This window comes from Kribbella flavida DSM 17836 (assembly GCF_000024345.1).
GTDB classification, from domain to species: Bacteria; Actinomycetota; Actinomycetes; order Propionibacteriales; family Kribbellaceae; genus Kribbella; species Kribbella flavida.
The window spans coordinates 6,135,874-6,151,949 of record NC_013729.1 but is presented as its reverse complement, the minus strand read 5'-3'; the positions used below and the strand labels follow the sequence as shown (position 1 = coordinate 6,151,949).

The following is a 16,076-nucleotide window of genomic DNA, read 5'->3' as shown; positions in this document are numbered from 1 at the left end:
CCGTCTTTTCGGATAATTCCGAGGCAATTCTTCGAAAGTCCGAATGGACTGGTCAGTGGGTTTCCTGGTCGAACGGCCCGACCAGTTCGCGCAGCAACTTCGCCAGTTTGACCTGATCGCGCTCGGTGATCGCGGCCAGCAGGGTCCGCTCGTGCGCGAGCAGGTCCGCCAGCGCAGCGTCGACCGAGTCGCGGCCCGCGGTGGTCAGTTGGACCAGCACGCCGCGGCGGTCCGCCGGGTCGGGCAGGCGCTCGACCAGACCGCGCGCGGCCAGCCGGTCCACCCGGTTCGTCATCGTGCCGGACGTCACCAGCGTCTCCTTGAGCAGCCGGCCGGGGGAGAGCTGGTACGGCGGCCCGGCCCGGCGCAGCGCGGCGAGCACGTCGAACTCCCAGGACTCCAGGCCGTGCGTCTCGAAGGCCTGGCTGCGGGCGCGATCCAGGTGCCGGGCCAATCGGCTGACCCGGGAGAGCACCTCCATCGGCGCGACGTCGAGATCGGGCCGCTCCCGGCGCCAGGCCTCGATCAGCCGGTCGACCTCGTCTCTCATGATCTCGACACTACTCATCAAGACTCTTGACATCAAGACAACTCGCGGGCGTAAAGTATCTCGACATCAAGAGAACGTGGTCGGCGAAGGAGCAGGCGATGCGTACGTCACCGGTGTGGAGTCCCGAGCAGTACGGCACGTACGCCGACGAGCGCGGCCGCCCGTTCGCCGACCTGGTCCGCCGGGTCGGGGCCGAGGACCCGCGCACGGTGGTGGACCTCGGCTGCGGGCCGGGCACGCTGACGGCGACGCTGCTCGACCGGTGGCCGACCGCAACGATTCACGGTGTCGACAGCTCGCCGGAGATGATCGCCGCGGCGGAGCAGCTGCGCGCCGAGCCGGCCGTCGCGGACCGGCTGACGTTCGAGGTGGCGGATCTACGGGACTGGTCACCCGCGCCCGGCTCGATCGACGTCATCGTCAGCAACGCGACCTTGCAGTGGGTTCCCGAGCAGCTCGACCTGCTGGCCGGCTTCGTCCGGGTGCTGAAACCCGGCGGCTGGCTGGCGATCCAGATTCCGGGCAACGGCGACGCGCCGTCGCACGCGATCCTGCGCGAGCTGGCCAGCAGTCCGCCGTACGCCGGGTACGCCGCGGACAAGTCACTGCGGCCGGACGTTCCGGGGCCGGCGGACTACGTGGAGGCGCTCAGCGCCGAAGGATGCTCGGTCGACGCGTGGGAGACGACGTACAACCACTTGCTGGCGGGGGAGAACGCGGTGCTGGAGTGGGTGAAGGGCACGGGCGCGCGGCCGGTGCTGCAGTCGTTGCCGGACGACCTGCGCGCGCGGTTCGAGGCGGAGTACGGGGAGCGGCTGGCGGCGGCGTACCCGCGGCGGGAGTACGGCACGCTGCTGCCGTTCCGGCGAATCTTCGCGGTCGCTCACAAGACGCCGTCGGAGGCCGGCCGGTGATGCGGATCGATCATGTGCAGGTGTCCTGCCCGCCCGGTGGTGAGGACGTTGCGCGAGCGTTCTACCGGGACGCACTCGGCCTGACCGAGGTGGCGAAGCCGCTGCTGCTGGCGGGGCGTGGCGGATGCTGGTTCAAGGACGGCGAGGTCGAGATCCACGTCGGCGTCGAGGCGGACTTCCGGCCGGCCCGGAAGGCCCATCCGGCCCTGGCGGTCGAGGATCTGGACGCGCTGGCGGCGACGCTGGAGTGGCTCGGCTACCCGGTGACCTGGGACAACGAGACGATCCCGGGCCGCCGGCGGTTTCACACCGCCGACGGCCACGGGAACCGGATCGAGATCGTCTGACCGACGGTGGTGGCCGGAGCTGCTGGGCTGAACGCCGGCCACCACCTGCTCACTCGGTGGCGAGAGCGCCGGCCGGGGCGACCTTCGCCGCTCGCCGGGCCGGCAGGACCGAGGCGAGCAGACCGGCCACCGCCGCGACCAGCGCGATCGTGACCAGCAGGCCGCCCGGTACGGCGTACTGGACCTTGCCGTCGGTCTGCGTGCTCATCAGCGCCGCGGTCCCGGTCCAGCCGTAGACCAGCCCGAGGGCGATGCCGAGCCCGGCGGCGACCAGGGCCATCAGCAACGATTCGACCGCGAGCATGCCGCGCAACTGGCGGCGGGTCAGGCCCATGGCCCGCAGCAGCGCGTTCTCCCGGGTCCGCTCCAGGACGGAGAGGCTGAGCGTGTTGCCGACGCCGACCAGCGCGATCAGTACCGAGACCCCGAGCAGGCCGACCGCGACGATCAGCAGTACGTCGAAGACCTGGGTGTAGCTGCTCCGCTCGGCCAGACCACCGCCGACCGACAGCGACTTGACCGTGGGCAGCGACTGCTCGACCGCGTCGATCACGTCCGGGCCGTCCGCCTTGGGGTCGGACGCCAGCCAGTAGCCGGTGACGGCCGCCGCGGGGGCCAGCTTCTGCAGGTCGGCCTGGGTGATCGTGATCGGGTCCAGTCCGGTCGCGTGGTAGGCCTTCAGGCTGAGCTTGTGGCCGCCCGCGACCAGCGTGATGTCGGCGCCGTCCGCGAGGTTCAGCATCCGCATCGACGGCTTGTCGAGCAGGGCGACGCCGGGCTGCAACTGGTCGACCAGTTGCGGGTTGTGGACGACCGAGCCCGCCTTGCTCTGCTCGATGCCGGAGATGCTCAGCGTCTCCTGACCCAGCTTCACCTCGACGCTGCGAACCGGGACGACCTGGGTGATGCCCTTGATGTCGCGGAGCTGCTGCTCGGCGCCGGCCGGCAGCTTCTCGTCGTACGTGCGCACCGTCACGTCGACCGGGAACTCGCCGTTCATCGTGACGTCGAACGTCTTGCGGACCGAGGCGATGCCGACGCAGGTCAGGCTGATCAGGGTCACGCCGATCAGCAGGGCCGACGTGGTCGCCGCCGTCCGTCGCGGGTTCCGGACGGCGTTCGCGACCGCGATCCTCCCTGGGACGCCGCTCGCCCGGGCGGGCAGTGCGCCGAGCAGCCGGACGAGCGCGGGGACCAGCAGGGTGCCGACCGCCAGGACGCCGAGGAAGGAGATCGCGCCGCCGGCGACGCCGATCATCACCTGTCCGCTCGAAGCGCTTGCTGCCAGCAACAGTCCGCCACCGGCCAGCAGCAGGAAGCCGAACACCAGCCGGACGGCGCCCTTCTTCGACGAGGCGGCGGGAGCCGCCTCCGGGCGCAGCGCCGCCAGCGGGGCGACCTTGGTGGCCCGGCGGGCCGGGACGATCGCGGCGAGCACCGTCGCGACGGTGCCGAGCAGGAGCGGCAGGACGATCGAGACCGGGCTGAGGTGCAGGCCGATCGGCGGCAGTTCCAGGTCGAACTCGCGCGACAGTGCCAGGCCGAGCGCCGACAGCGCGACGCCGACGGCCACGCCGATTCCCGAGGCGACCAGGCCGACCACGGCCGCTTCCGCGAGCACCGAGGAGAAGACCTGCCGGCGGGACGCGCCGACGCAGCGCAGCAGGGCCATCTCGCGGGTGCGCTGGGCGATGACGATGGTGAAGGTGTTCGCGATCACCAGGCAGGCGACGAACAGCGCGATCACGGCGAACATGCCGAACACCCCGCCCAGCACGTCGATGCCGTTGGTGAAGCTCTGCACCTCGTGGTCGATCCACGCTTCACCGGTGAAGACCTGAAGGCCGGTGGCCAGCGGGGTGAGCGCGGCCGCGAGCGCCTCCGGGGTGGTGCCGGGCGCGGCCGCCACCTTGATCTGGTTGATGTAGCTGTCCGGCTGGAAGATCTTCACCGCCTGCGCGGTGGCCACGGCGTTCGCCATGCCGTAGCTGGTGCTGTCGTCGAGGGTTCCGACGACGGTCACCGTCCACTGCTTCTCGTCGTACGAGCTGAGCCGGAGCTTGCTGCCGATCGCGACCTGGTGCTTCTCGGCCAGCCGGGCCGGCAGCGCGATCTCGAGGGTGCTGGCGGGCAGCCGACCCTGCGCGGCGCGGGGGCCGGCGATCCGCGAGGTGTCGTAGAGAGCCTGCACACCGAGGTGGTCGGGACGGACCCTGCCCGCCCAGGAAACCTGCAGGAACGCGCTGGTGTCGCCGACCACCGAAGCGGCCTGGGGCAGCTTGCGGACCGCGGCGAGGTCCTTGGCCTCGATCGAGCGCTGGTCGTTCGCGACCACCGCGTCGACGCCGGCGTTGGCCTTGCCGATGGTCTGGTCGATGCCGTGCGAGGCCGAGCTGTGCACGGTCAGCGCCAGGGTGCCGAAGCCGACCCCCAGCACGATCGCCAGGCAGGCGGCGACCAGGCGGCCCAGGTGGGCGCGCAGCGAGGAGAGGATGGAGCGTCGCACGGGTCAGGCTCCCAGCTGCCGCAGGGCGTCGAGCACGGTCTCCGGCGTCGGGTCGTACAGCTCGCCGGCGAGCTTGCCGTCGGCCAGCAGCACCACGCGGTCGGCGTACGAGGCGGCCAGCGGGTCGTGGGTGACCATCACCACGGTCTGCCCGAACTCGCGGACCGAACGGCGCAGGAAGCCGAGCACCTCGGCGCCGGAGCGGGAGTCCAGGTTGCCGGTCGGCTCGTCGGCGAACACCACCTCGGGCCGGCCGACCAGCGCGCGGGCCACGGCGACCCGCTGCTGCTGACCGCCGGACAGCTCCGACGGGCGGTGCGTGAGCCGGTCCTGCAGCCCGAGGACGTCGACCAGCGTCGTGAGCCACTCCTGGTCGGGTTTGCGGTTGCCGAGCTCGAGCGGCAGCAGGATGTTGTCCTTGGCCGACAGCATCGGCAGCAGGTTGAACGACTGGAACACGAAACCGACCCGGTCCCGGCGGATCTTCGTCAGCTCGCTGTCCGGCAGCTGCGTCAGCTCGGTCTCCCCGAGCAGCACCTGGCCGCCCGTCGGCGTGTCCAGTCCCGCCAGGCAGTGCATCAACGTCGACTTGCCGGACCCCGACGGCCCCATGATCGCGGTGAACCGCCCGACCCCGAAGTCGACGGACACCCCGTCGAGGGCCGCCACCGCGGTGTCGCCCTGCCCGTACACCTTGCGCAGCTCGTGCGCCCGGATCGCCGTACGAACGCTGTCCTGCGGCAAACGGCCGAGCGGGAGCTCGCCGGTCTGGATGGTCATCGGTCTCCTCTGAGTGCCAGTGACGAGCCGATCCCGCCACCCTTGAGAAGTTAGTGATCGCCGCCGCCGCGAACGTCGGACCAGGGACTGCACTCGCCGTACGACCAGGGTCGTAGCTTTCGCTTACCGCGCAGGCTTTCCGGCGGACGCCGACGCCGCAGGAGCGCCGGGCGGGACGGCTGCTTCCCCGCGGCTGCTGCATGTGCAGGGATAACCCTCGAAATGCTGGGTTCTCCGCGCGCATGCGGGGGTAGAACCCGCACTCTGCGGGGATATCCCCGGAATTCGATGGGCGGGGCGCGGAGGTCGTCGACCGGGTGCTGGCACGACGTCAGAACAGAACATCTCGTCCCAGGCCGGCGATCGAAGGATGGGGATTGCGGTTCAGCGTGTGCCTGTACGACGCGAGAGCGCGTGTTGCTCCCGGCCGCGCGTACGCCGGGGACAAGGCCGGCGCGTACGACGCCGCGGCGCGGGTCATCGCGCGGCAGCGCGCCCCCGGGCGATGAGCGCGCAACCCGCGGCAGCGTCACCCGCGCGCAGTGCCAGTCCGGCGCGGTAGCGCGCAACCCGCGCGCCAGCGCGCACCCATGACCGGGTGGGCGGGAGCGCCGCGAGCACGCGACGAAGGAGCGCACGTAGCCGGCGCGTGGGGAAGAACTCCCCACGCCAGAAACTTGCTCCCCCGCCAGGTTTCGATCCTGGTCTTCGAGATTCAAAGTCTCGCGGGCTGCCGATTACCCCACGGGGGACCGCTGGTGCGTCCGCACAGTTTGCCATGGCCGGGTGGCGACACGCGCAGGGGTTCCTTACCTACGGCGGCGTAGGTTACGGTGGCGTAGGTAAGACCTCCTGCCAGCCGAGGGGAACACGACATGACTTCATCCGCCGTGGCCGCACCGGAAACGCCGGACCGCGCCGACCAGTCCGGAGACCTCGCCGAGCCGGCTGCCGGGGCCGGTGCCCAGGCCGGTGTCGAGACCGGCACGATGGGCGGCGAGCAGAAGAACTTCGGCGAGCAGCTCGCGCTCGGGTTGTTCATCGGGATCCCGTTCCTGGCTGTGCTGGCCGCCGTGCCGGTTGCCTGGGGAGGGTTCCTGGGCTGGCGCGACGTCGTGATCGCGGTGGTGTTCTACACCGTCTCCGGGCACGGCATCTCGATCGGTTTCCACCGGCTGTTCACGCACAAGTCGTTCAAGCCGAACCGGCCGCTGAAGATCGCGTTGCTGGTGGCCGGCTCGCTGGCGATCGAGGGGCCGGTGGTGCGCTGGGTCGCCGACCACCGCAAGCACCACAAGTTCTCCGACCGCGACGGCGACCCGCACAGCCCGTGGAAGTACGGCACCAGCGTGCGCGCGCTGACCAAGGGTTTCCTGCACGCGCACATCGGCTGGTTGTTCGACACCGAGCAGACCCCGCAGCGGCAGTACGCGCCGGACCTGCTGAAGGACAAGGACATCGTCAAGGTGTCCCGGATGTTCCCGGCGCTGGTCCTGGTCTCGCTGCTGCTGCCGGCCGTCATCGGCGGGCTGTGGTCGTGGTCGATCGAGGGCGCGCTGACCGCGTTCTTCTGGGCCAGCCTGGTCCGGATCGCGCTGCTGCACCACGTCACCTGGTCGATCAACTCGATCTGCCACACGATCGGCGCCCGGCCGTTCAAGAGCCGGGACAAGTCGGGCAACGTCTGGTGGCTGGCGATCCTGAGCCAGGGCGAGTCCTGGCACAACCTGCACCACTCCGACCCGACCTGCGCGCGGCACGGCGTCCTGAAGGGCCAGCTCGACACCTCGGCCCGGTGCATCTGGTTCTTCGAGAAGATGGGCTGGGTCAGCGACGTCCGCTGGCCGGTGCCGGAGCGTCTCGAGGCCCGCCGGGTGAGCGCCGCCGAGCAGGCCACCGCCAAGGCCGCCGGGCGGGCCGCCCGCTCCGGCCGCGACCGGGCCGCGGCCTGAGCGGGTCGACCCGATCGGTGCGCTGCCCGGAAATCTCCCACCCGGCGGCACGCAGGTGCGGCATGATGCTGACGTGATCTCGACGTGACGGAACCCAAACCGCGACGGTCCGGACGGATCCGGATGACCAGTGCGGAGCGTCGTGAGCAGCTCATCACGATCGCCCGGGCGCTGTTCGCGCAGAAGGGCTACGAAGGCACCTCGGTGGAGGAGATCGCGGCCCGCGCGGAGGTCAGCAAGCCGGTCGTCTACGAGCACTTCGGCGGCAAGGAAGGCCTGTACGCCGTGGTGGTGGACCGCGAGGTCCGCCGGCTGCTCGACACCGTGACCGTGTCGCTCACCGCGGGCCGGGCGCACGAGCTGGTCGAGCAGGCCGCGCTGGCGCTGCTGGACTACATCGAGAACTCCTCCGACGGGTTCCGGATCCTGGTCCGGGACTCGCCGGTCGGGTCGTCCAGCGGGTCGTTCATCTCGATCCTCAGCGACGTCGCGACCCGGGTCGAGCACATCCTGGCCGAGGAGTTCAAGCGCCGCGGGCTGGATCCGAAGAACGCGCCGATGTACGCCCAGATGCTGGTCGGCATGGTCGCGCTGACCGGCCAGTGGTGGCTGGACGCGCGCCGGCCGAAGAAGCCCGACGTCGCCGCGCACCTGGTCAATCTCGCCTGGAACGGCCTGTCCGGCCTGGAAGCCCAGCCGACGCTGTCCACGCGCCCGCACAAGTAGCTGTCGGTACCTGCAGCACTCACCAACCCGCAACGTCGTTGCTGCACGCTCGCGGGCTGAGCGGCGGCGATGCCGGCGCGCCGGGGTTGGTGAGTGGTGGCGGTCCGTCGGTCCCCGGGTGGACGCCGACATCCGACCGTGGCATGACCTTTCCCGGGCCGGGCCGCCGTACGCTGACCGGCATGACGGGGATCCTGACGGCTCGACGCGTCCCGCCACCGAGCAAGGCGTTCGACCTGCTGCTGGCGGGCGGGCTGACGGTGTTCTTCGGGTTCCTCTCGCTGGCCCAGGCGCAGCTCGGGGGTGTGTTCAGCCTGCTCATGCTCGGTCCGCTGGTCTGGCGCCGCAAGTACCCCGAGCTGGTGTTCTTCGGCGTCTCCGGGGTCGCGGTGCTGCAGTGGCTGGCCGGCGTCGACCTGCAGGTGGGCAACATCGGGTTGCTGGTCGCGCTCTACACGATCTCCGTGTACGGCGAGGTCCGCTACAGCCGGATCGCGCTCGGCGTCGGCGGTCTCGGCGTGCTGATGGCGACCGCCCGGTACTACGCGACCTCCGACTGGCGCCAGCAGATCACCATGATGGTGGCCTTCGGCGCGGTCGTGTTCGGCGTCTGGGCGTTCGGCGAACGCCGCCGTACCCGCGGCCTGTACGTCGCCCAGCTGGAGGAACGCGCCGCCCAGCTGGAACGCGACCGCGACCGGGAGGCGGCGCTGGCGGTCTCGAACGAGCGCACCCGGATCGCCCGGGAGATCCACGACGTGGTCGCGCACGGCCTGTCGATCATGATCGTCCAGGCCGACGGTGGTCTGTACGCCGCCGACGCGTCGCCGGAGCAGGCCAAGAAGGCGCTGGCGACGATCGGCGACACCGGCCGCGCCTCACTGACCGAGATGCGCAAGATGCTCGGCCTGCTCAAGCAGGACGAGCAGAACGAGCTCGACCCGGACCAGCCGCGCCCGCAACCCGGCGTCGACTCGCTGCCCGAACTGATCGAGAACGTGCGCGAGGCCGGGCTGTCGGTCGACTACCAGGTCACCGGGACGCCGCGGGACCTGCCCGCGCTGCTGGGACTGACGGCGTACCGGATCGTGCAGGAAGGGCTGACCAACACGCTGAAACACGCCGGGCCGGGAGCGCACGCCTGCGTCACTTTGCACTTCGGGCGCGAGATGCTGACCGTGGTGGTCACCGACGACGGCCGCGGTGCCGGGGTCGCGTCGAGCAGCGACCCGGGCCACGGACTGGTCGGGATGCGGCAACGCGCCTCGATCTCCGGCGGTACGGTGAGCGCCGGCCCGAAGGCCGGCGGTGGGTACGAGGTGGTCGCCAAGCTGCCGTACGACCTGCCCGGCAGCCCGTAGACCCATGCCCGGCCCCGCGCCGGCGAACCGGAGGATCTGGACGTGAGCGAGACCGACGACGGCGTGATCCGGGTCTTCCTGGTGGACGACCAGGAGCTGGTCCGGGCCGGCTTCACCATGCTGGTGGACTCCCAGCCCGACATGCGGGTGGTCGGTCAGGCCGGTGACGGCGGCGAGGCGCTGGAGAAGCTGCGGGTGACCGGCAGCGACGTGGTGCTGATGGATGTCCGGATGCCGCGGATGGACGGGGTGGAGGCGACCCGGCAGCTGCAGTCGTTGCCGACGGCCCCCAGGGTGATCGTGCTGACCACCTTCGACCTGGACGAGTACGCGTTCGCCGCGATCAAGGCCGGCGCGGCCGGCTTCCTGCTGAAGAACACGCCGCCGGCCGACCTGCTGTCCGCGATCCGGCAGGTGCACTCCGGCGACGCGGTGGTCTCCCCGAGCACGACGCGGCGGCTGCTCGAGCACTTCGCCGGGTCGCTGCCGGACGGCGAGCGCGAGGTCCCGGACCTGGCCGACCTGACCGCGCGCGAGCGGGAGGTGCTGGTCGAGGTGGCCCGCGGTCTGTCGAACACCGAGATCGCCCGGCTGTTCACGCTGTCCGAGGCGACGGTGAAGACGCACATCGGCCGGATCCTGGCCAAGACCGGGCTGCGGGACCGGGTGGCGCTGGTGGTGCTCGGCTACGAGACCGGCCTGGTCAAGCCGCACAGCTGACTTGGTCGGTGGCCTCCCGGTGGGCCACCATGGGGGCCCTGGGTGGCGGGCCGGGAAGGGCCGGGAGAGGTTCGGTGTGATGCCGGGGTTGACCGGATGGTGGGCGGCGACGCGTCGCTGGGTGGGGTCCGACGGTGCTGCCCTGTGGCCCGTGCTGGCCGCGATGCTCGTCGTGGGCGGCAGCCTGTGGGCCGGCGTACCGTCGACCGGCCGGGACGTCACCCTGACCACCGACGCGATGGGCGGGGCCACGCTGCAGCAGGTCCGGCCGCACCCGACCGGTGAGGTCGATCCCCGGCTGGGCGCGGCGGTGGACGCGCTGCTGGCCCGCCGCGGCATCGCCGTCCGGACGAACAACCTGCCGCAGTTCCTGCGTGACGTCGCACCGGAGCTGCACGACGAGCAGCGCCAGCTGTTCGAGAACCTGCGCGCGCTCGGCATGGACGTCACCTACCGCCGGGCCGAGCTCTGGACGAACTACGAGGCGGTCCGCCGGTACGGACTGGCCACCGGCACCTTCCGGGTCAGCATGCGGTACCAGATCTCCGGCACCCGGCTCGGGCAGGCCGCGACCGACGTCGGCTACACCTACACCGTGCGCGACGGCCGGTTGCTGCTGGTCGACGACAACGACCTCGACCGGGCGGTCGGCGCCGGCCGGCAGCCCTGGGACTACGGCCCGATCGACGTGGTGAAGCGGCCCAACGTGCTGGTCGTGGCCGACCGCGGCCGGCTCGCGTACGCCGAGCGGCAGGCCGACGAGACGGTCGCGATGGCCCGCAAGGTCCGCAAGCTGTGGCGCGGGTACCTGCAGATCGTCCCGATGGTGGTCGCGATGCGGGACCCGAGCGTGCTGACCGAGTTGCCGGCGCCGGTGACCGAAACCGAGCCCGCCCGGGTGCGGCCGATCCCGAGCCCGGCCGAGAACGGCCGGCCGGTCGGCGGCTGGATCGTGATCCGTCCGGCCGCGCAGGCGACCTTCGACTCCGCGCAGCTGACCCACGCGCTGCTGCACCTGCTGCCGGTCCGGCTCGGCGACGAGGCCCCGCGCTGGCTGACCGAGGGCCTGGCCCGGTATGCCGAGAGCCGGCAGCTGATCGCCACCGGCCGGGCCGAACTGGTCACCGCCCAGCGCGACGCCGTCCGCCGGAAGGCGCTCGGTGACCTGACCCGGCTGCCGGCCGACGACGAGTTCGCCGCTACCGACAGTGACGACATCAGCTGGCTCGCGGTCGAGCAGTTGATCGCCGAGGTCGGTGTGAAAGCGGTCACCGAGTTCTACCCCCAGGTGGCCCGCCGGGGCTACAACGACTTCGTCCGCCAGCGGCTGATGAAGGAGTACACCGGATTCACCGAGCAGGACCTGGTGGATGCGCTGCGCACGCTCGCGCGATGACGAAGTAGGCTGTCGCGGGCGCTCGTTCCGGGTGCTCACGCCCCGCACTCGCCTGCACAACGGCAGGAAACCCGAGGAGAAGACCGCGTGACTTCCCACCGTCCTTCGGCGGTCATCGTGATGGCCGCCGGTCAGGGGACCCGGATGAAATCCGCGACCCCCAAGGTCCTGCACGAGCTCGGCGGGCGCAGTCTCGTCGGGCACGCGGTCGTCACCGCGCGTGCACTCGCCCCCGAGCACCTCGTCGTCGTGGTCGGTACCGGTCGCGAGCTGGTCGAGGCGCATCTGGCCGGCGTCGACCCGGACGTGCGGACCGCCGTCCAGGAGCAGCAGCTCGGCACCGGCGACGCCGTCCGGGCCGGGCTGAGGGCCGTACCGGCGGACTTCGCGGGCACGGTCGTGGTCACCTCCGGCGACGTCCCGCTGCTGGCCGGGGACACGCTGCTGGAGCTGGTCGCCGAGCACGACAAGCAGGGCAACGCGGTCACCGTGCTGACCGCCCGGGTGCCCGACCCGACCGGCTACGGCCGGATCCTGCCGGGGCCGGACGGCACCGTGGCGGGCATCGTCGAGCACAAGGACGCGACGCCCGAGCAGCGCCAGATCGACGAGATCAACGCCGGCATCTACGCCTTCGACGCGGCGACGCTGCGCGACGGGCTGAGCCGGCTGACCACCGACAACGCCCAGGGTGAGCTGTACCTGACCGACGTGCTGGCGATCGCCCGGGGCGACGGCAAGCGGGTCGGCGCGTTCGTCACCGAGGACGCGATGCAGACCGAGGGGGTGAACGACCGGGTCCAGCTGGCCACGCTGCGCGCCGAGCTGAACCGGCGCACGCTCGACGCGCTGATGCGCTCCGGCGTCACGATCGTCGACCCAGCCACCACCTGGGTGGACCGGACGGTCCGGCTGGAGCAGGACGTCACCCTGCTGCCGAACACCCAGCTGCACGGCGCGACGACGGTCGCCACCGGCGCCACCATCGGCCCGGACACCACGCTGACCGACGTCGAGGTCGGCGAGGGCGCCACGATCGTGCGCACCCACGGGTCCGGCGCGCTGATCGGTGCCGGCGCGTCGGTCGGCCCGTACGCGTACCTGCGGCCGGGCACGTCGCTGGGCGTCAAGGCCAAGATCGGCACGTTCGTGGAGACCAAGAACGCCGCGATCGCCGACGGCGCCAAGGTGCCGCACCTGACCTATGCCGGCGACGCGACGATCGGCGAGGGCGCGAACATCGGCGCCGGCACGATCTTCGCCAACTACGACGGCGTGGAGAAGAACCACACGACCGTCGGCCGGTACTCGTTCGTCGGCAGCAACTCGGTGCTGGTCGCGCCGCGCACGATCGCCGACGGCGCGTACGTCGCGGCCGGCTCCGCGGTCACCGACGACGTCGAGCCCGGCCAGATCGGGGTCGCCCGCGGCCGGCAGCGCAACATCAACGGCTGGGTCGCGCGCAAGCGGGCCGGCACCAAGACGGCGAAGGCGGCGGACGAGGCGCTGGCCGACGCGAAGGCGACGGAGAACCTGCTCGCCGACGGATCGCGGCCGCAGACACCGGCCGCGCACGACGCCCAGCAGCAGCCGGATCCGGCCGCCCTGGGTGACACTGGCGAGAAGGCGTAACGGGAGGCCGGCGATGAGCGGGATGAAGCGAACCACCGAGAAGAACCTGATGGTGTTCTCCGGCCGGGCTCACCCCGGTCTGGCCGAGCAGGTCGCCGAGCAGCTCGGCGCCGGCCTGGTCCCGACCTCGGCGTACGACTTCGCCAACGGCGAGATCTACGTCCGGTTCGAGGAGTCGGTCCGGGGCAGCGACGCGTTCGTGATCCAGAGCCACACCTCGCCGATCAACGAGTGGATCATGGAGCAGCTGATCATGGTCGACGCGCTGAAGCGGGCGTCGGCCAAGCGGATCACCGTGGTGCTGCCGTTCTACGGCTACGCCCGGCAGGACAAGAAGCACCGCGGCCGGGAGCCGATCTCGGCCCGGCTGATGGCCGACCTGTTCAAGACCGCCGGCGCGAACCGGCTGATCTGCGTCGACCTGCACACCTCGCAGATCCAGGGCTTCTTCGACGGACCCGTCGACCACCTGATGGCGCTGCCGATCCTGAGCGACTACGTGCGGGACAAGTACGGCGACCAGGAACTGGCCGTGGTCTCGCCGGACGCCGGCCGGATCAAGGTGGCCGAGCAGTGGTCGGCCCGGCTGAACAACGCGCCGCTGGCCTTCATCCACAAGACCCGCGACATCGAGCGGCCGAACGAGACCGTCGCCAACCGGGTGGTCGGCGAGGTGGCGGGCCGGACCTGCATCCTGGTCGACGACATGATCGACACCGGCGGCACCATCACCAAGGCCGCCGACGCCCTGTACGCCGAGGGCGCCGCGGGCGTGGTCATCGCGGCCACCCACGCGATCCTGTCCGGTCCGGCCGTGGACCGGCTGAAGAACTGCCAGGCCAGCGAGGTGATCGTCACCAACACGCTGCCGATCCCGCACGAGCGCCAGTTCGACAAGCTGACCGAGCTGTCGATCGCACCGCTGATCAGCCGCGCGATCCGCGAGGTCTTCGAGGACGGGTCGGTGACCAGCCTGTTCGACGGCCGCGCCTGATGCGCGTCGCGGTCTTCCACCCAGGGGCGATGGGCTCGCAGCTCGCGGCCCAGCTGGTGAGGGCCGGGCACGAGGTGCACTGGGTGCCCGACGGGCGGAGTACGGCGTCGGTGGAGCGGGCCGAGCAGGCCGGCCTGATCGGGACGTCGTTCGCCGAGGCGGTCGGTGCGGCGGAGGTCGTGCTGTGCTCGTGCGCGCCGCAGGGTGCGCTGGAGGTCGCCGAGCAGGTCGGGCGGGCAGGGTTCGCCGGGGTGTACGTCGAGGCCAACCCGCTCTCGCCGCAGTCGCTGACCGAGGCGCAATCGGCGTTGCCACAAGCAACCTTCGTCGACGCGGGCGTGGTCGGCCCACCGCCGACGGGCGGCCCGGCCCCGACGCACCTGATGCTGTCGGGTGCGGCGGCTCAGCAGGTGGCCGAGCTGTGGTCCGGGACCGCGGTCACGCCGATGGTGGTCGGGACGGAGCCGGGCGCGGCGAGTGCCGCCAAGTCGGCGTACGCGCTCTACAACAAGGGCAAGGCGGCCTTGGCTGTGCTCGCCTTCGAGCTGGCGGCCGAGCACGGCGTGACGGAGGCGCTGACAGCGCAGCACATCCGGGCCGACGCAGGCTCGCTCAGCGATCCCAAACTGCCGGAGCGGCTCCGCTCGGTGGCGTGGCGTTGGGGTCCGGAGTTCGACGAGCTCGCCCAGACCTTGGACGCGGCCGGCCTGGAGGGTGACGCCGCCCGGGCGTTGCGTCAGGTGTGGACCAAGCTCACCTGAGCCGGTAGTCGGCCAGCACGAAGGGCGCCAGCCGTTCCACGACGCCGACCAGGCCCTCGAGCTTCGTGGTGACCTGGGGGATCGAGTAGTACCCGGGCCCCCACGCAACCAGCGCGTCGCCGTCGATGCGCCACTCCAGGGTGGGGTGGGCGAGCATCCACTCCATCAGCTGGGGGTTCAGCACGGCCGAGGCGTAGCGGCCGTCGGCACAGTCGACCCAGAACAGGTCGTTGAAAGCGCCACTTTCCAGCTCCAGATCCGGTACGCCGAAGGCGCGGGCGATCGGGTTGTCCTGCACCAGGACCAGGCCCGGCAGCGGCACCGGCAGGGTGACCGACACCAGGTGACACTTGTGGTGCCGGATCGACCGCCCGGCGACGGTCGTGTAGCTGAAGTCGAGCGCGCACATCACGTGGCCGCGGAACTGTCCCGTCACCATCCGATCCGCCCGGCCGCGGCTGCCGTAGATCCGCCGGGCGACGCCGGCCAGGAACGGGTTCGGTGGGGCCTGCTGCCAGCCGAGCGAGGCCGCTTGTGCCGCCCGCTCCGCGAAGAACCGGCGGCGCAGGACGACGACGTACGGCAGCGCGAGCAGGACGATCAGCGCCAGGAGCAGCAGGACGATCGCGGCGACGGTTCCCATCAGTACGCCGGGACGCCGTAGTCGCGCAGCACGAAGGGCGGAAGACGGTCGATCACGCCGCTCATCGCCTCCAGCCGCGCCAGGGTCATCGGGATCGTGAACGGACCGATGCCCCAGGAGACCAGCGCGTTGCCGGCGATCTGCCACTCCAGTCCCTGGTTGAACAGCATCCACTCCATCATCCGTGGATGCAGCACGGCCGACGCGTACCGGTTGTCCGCGCAAGCGATCCGGAACGCGTCGTTGAACGCCTTGCTCTCCAGCTCCAGGTCTTTGCCGCCGAAGACCCGCTTGAGCGTCGACTCGGCGGTCACGGTGAGCGGCGGGAGCGCAGCCGGCAGGTTGAGCGCGACGAGATGTACCTGGTGCGTGGACGAGGTGGTCTGCTGGCCGTTGCTGCGGACGGTCGTGTAGGTGTAGTCGAGCAGGCAGACCCCACGGCCGCGGAACTCCCCGGCCAGCATCTGCCCGGCCTTGCCGTTCTGCCAGAGGTTCTCGGCGGTCTGCACCAGCCACGGGTTCGGCGGCGCCGGGAACCACCCGAACTGCGCCGCTTCGTACGCCCGCTGCCGGAAGAACGCCGTCCGCCGCCTGACCAGCACCACGACCACCGCCGCCAGCACCACGAACGGCACCGCGACGACCACCAGGCCGACAAGCACACTGATCCCGAGCACCTCCGCAAACTAGCGCCTGGGCGGTCGACTCCCGGGCTCGGCGAGGGCGAAAAGTCACCGCGGCGGGGGCCGAGGGGGTGGGTGCTGAACGGATTTCTCGTCTGGGCCGGGTGATGG

Annotated in this window: 16 protein-coding genes and 1 tRNA gene; 11 read left to right on the top strand and 6 right to left on the bottom strand. The window is 71.2% G+C overall.

Features of this window, described 5'->3' with window-relative positions; genetic code table 11:
* Positions 1 to 52 precede the first annotated feature (52 nt).
* A complete protein-coding gene (locus KFLA_RS28370) occupies positions 53 to 550 on the bottom strand; it encodes a MarR family winged helix-turn-helix transcriptional regulator (RefSeq protein WP_041289524.1) in 498 nt (165 codons plus the stop codon).
* A gap of 98 nt (positions 551 to 648) precedes the next feature.
* On the opposite strand from KFLA_RS28370, the gene KFLA_RS28365 reads away from it, so the two are divergent.
* Both KFLA_RS28365 and KFLA_RS28360 read left to right on the top strand, forming a co-directional pair.
* On the top strand, positions 649 to 1,464 hold the full coding sequence (locus KFLA_RS28365; RefSeq protein WP_012923276.1) for a trans-aconitate 2-methyltransferase: 816 nt from the start codon (positions 649 to 651) through the stop codon (positions 1,462 to 1,464).
* On the top strand, positions 1,464 to 1,811 hold the full coding sequence (locus KFLA_RS28360) for a VOC family protein (RefSeq protein WP_012923275.1): 348 nt from the start codon (positions 1,464 to 1,466) through the stop codon (positions 1,809 to 1,811). The genes KFLA_RS28365 and KFLA_RS28360 overlap by 1 nt, the downstream gene beginning before the upstream one ends.
* Positions 1,812 to 1,860: 49 nt before the next feature.
* Here the strand turns inward: KFLA_RS28360 and KFLA_RS28355 are convergent, their stop codons facing one another.
* Complete coding sequence (locus KFLA_RS28355; RefSeq protein ID WP_012923274.1) at positions 1,861 to 4,317, bottom strand: ABC transporter permease; 2,457 nt, start codon at positions 4,315 to 4,317, stop codon at positions 1,861 to 1,863.
* A 3-nt stretch (positions 4,318 to 4,320) separates the two neighbouring features.
* Complete coding sequence (locus tag KFLA_RS28350; RefSeq protein ID WP_012923273.1) at positions 4,321 to 5,097, bottom strand: ABC transporter ATP-binding protein; 777 nt, start codon at positions 5,095 to 5,097, stop codon at positions 4,321 to 4,323.
* A gap of 377 nt (positions 5,098 to 5,474) precedes the next feature.
* Between KFLA_RS28350 and KFLA_RS39465 the strand changes: the two genes are divergently transcribed.
* Entirely contained in the window at positions 5,475 to 5,606 is a 132-nt protein-coding gene (locus KFLA_RS39465; protein ID WP_272941267.1) for a hypothetical protein, read from the top strand.
* A 171-nt stretch (positions 5,607 to 5,777) separates the two neighbouring features.
* Here the strand turns inward: KFLA_RS39465 and KFLA_RS37635 are convergent.
* A tRNA-Gln gene (locus KFLA_RS37635) sits at positions 5,778 to 5,849 on the bottom strand.
* Positions 5,850 to 5,972: 123 nt separating this feature from the next.
* On the opposite strand from KFLA_RS37635, the gene KFLA_RS28345 reads away from it, so the two are divergent.
* The 8 genes from KFLA_RS28345 (at position 5,973) to KFLA_RS28310 (ending at position 14,639) form a co-directional block, all read left to right on the top strand.
* Entirely contained in the window at positions 5,973 to 7,049 is a 1,077-nt protein-coding gene (locus KFLA_RS28345) for an acyl-CoA desaturase (protein ID WP_012923272.1), read from the top strand.
* Positions 7,050 to 7,172: 123 nt separating this feature from the next.
* Entirely contained in the window at positions 7,173 to 7,775 is a 603-nt protein-coding gene (locus KFLA_RS28340) for a TetR/AcrR family transcriptional regulator (RefSeq protein WP_237706620.1), read from the top strand.
* Between the two features lie 182 nt (positions 7,776 to 7,957).
* Entirely contained in the window at positions 7,958 to 9,136 is a 1,179-nt protein-coding gene (locus tag KFLA_RS28335) for a sensor histidine kinase (protein WP_237706619.1), read from the top strand.
* 42 nt (positions 9,137 to 9,178) lie between these two features.
* Positions 9,179 to 9,856: a response regulator gene (locus tag KFLA_RS28330; protein ID WP_012923269.1), complete on the top strand. Its 678-nt coding sequence runs from the start codon at positions 9,179 to 9,181 to the stop codon at positions 9,854 to 9,856.
* 79 nt (positions 9,857 to 9,935) lie between these two features.
* The gene (locus tag KFLA_RS28325) at positions 9,936 to 11,252 is read left to right on the top strand and encodes a hypothetical protein (RefSeq protein ID WP_012923268.1); all 1,317 of its coding nucleotides are present in this window, start codon (positions 9,936 to 9,938) and stop codon (positions 11,250 to 11,252) included.
* 87 nt (positions 11,253 to 11,339) lie between these two features.
* On the top strand, positions 11,340 to 12,884 hold the full coding sequence (gene glmU / locus KFLA_RS28320; protein ID WP_012923267.1) for a bifunctional UDP-N-acetylglucosamine diphosphorylase/glucosamine-1-phosphate N-acetyltransferase GlmU: 1,545 nt from the start codon (positions 11,340 to 11,342) through the stop codon (positions 12,882 to 12,884).
* A 13-nt stretch (positions 12,885 to 12,897) separates the two neighbouring features.
* A complete protein-coding gene (locus tag KFLA_RS28315) occupies positions 12,898 to 13,878 on the top strand; it encodes a ribose-phosphate diphosphokinase (RefSeq protein ID WP_012923266.1) in 981 nt (326 codons plus the stop codon).
* Positions 13,878 to 14,639, top strand: coding sequence for an NAD(P)-binding domain-containing protein (locus KFLA_RS28310; protein ID WP_012923265.1), 762 nt, complete (start codon positions 13,878 to 13,880; stop codon positions 14,637 to 14,639). Before KFLA_RS28315 ends, KFLA_RS28310 begins: the two co-directional genes overlap by 1 nt.
* On the opposite strand, the gene KFLA_RS36005 is transcribed toward KFLA_RS28310, so the two are convergent.
* Together KFLA_RS36005 and KFLA_RS28300 are read right to left on the bottom strand one after the other, a co-directional pair.
* Positions 14,632 to 15,282, bottom strand: a complete 651-nt coding sequence (locus KFLA_RS36005; protein ID WP_012923264.1) for a hypothetical protein — start codon at positions 15,280 to 15,282, stop codon at positions 14,632 to 14,634. The two genes, KFLA_RS28310 and KFLA_RS36005, sit on opposite strands and share 8 nt — an antisense overlap.
* Entirely contained in the window at positions 15,282 to 15,959 is a 678-nt protein-coding gene (locus KFLA_RS28300; RefSeq protein ID WP_049797447.1) for a hypothetical protein, read from the bottom strand. Before KFLA_RS28300 ends, KFLA_RS36005 begins: the two co-directional genes overlap by 1 nt.
* Positions 15,960 to 16,076: the final 117 nt, after the last annotated feature.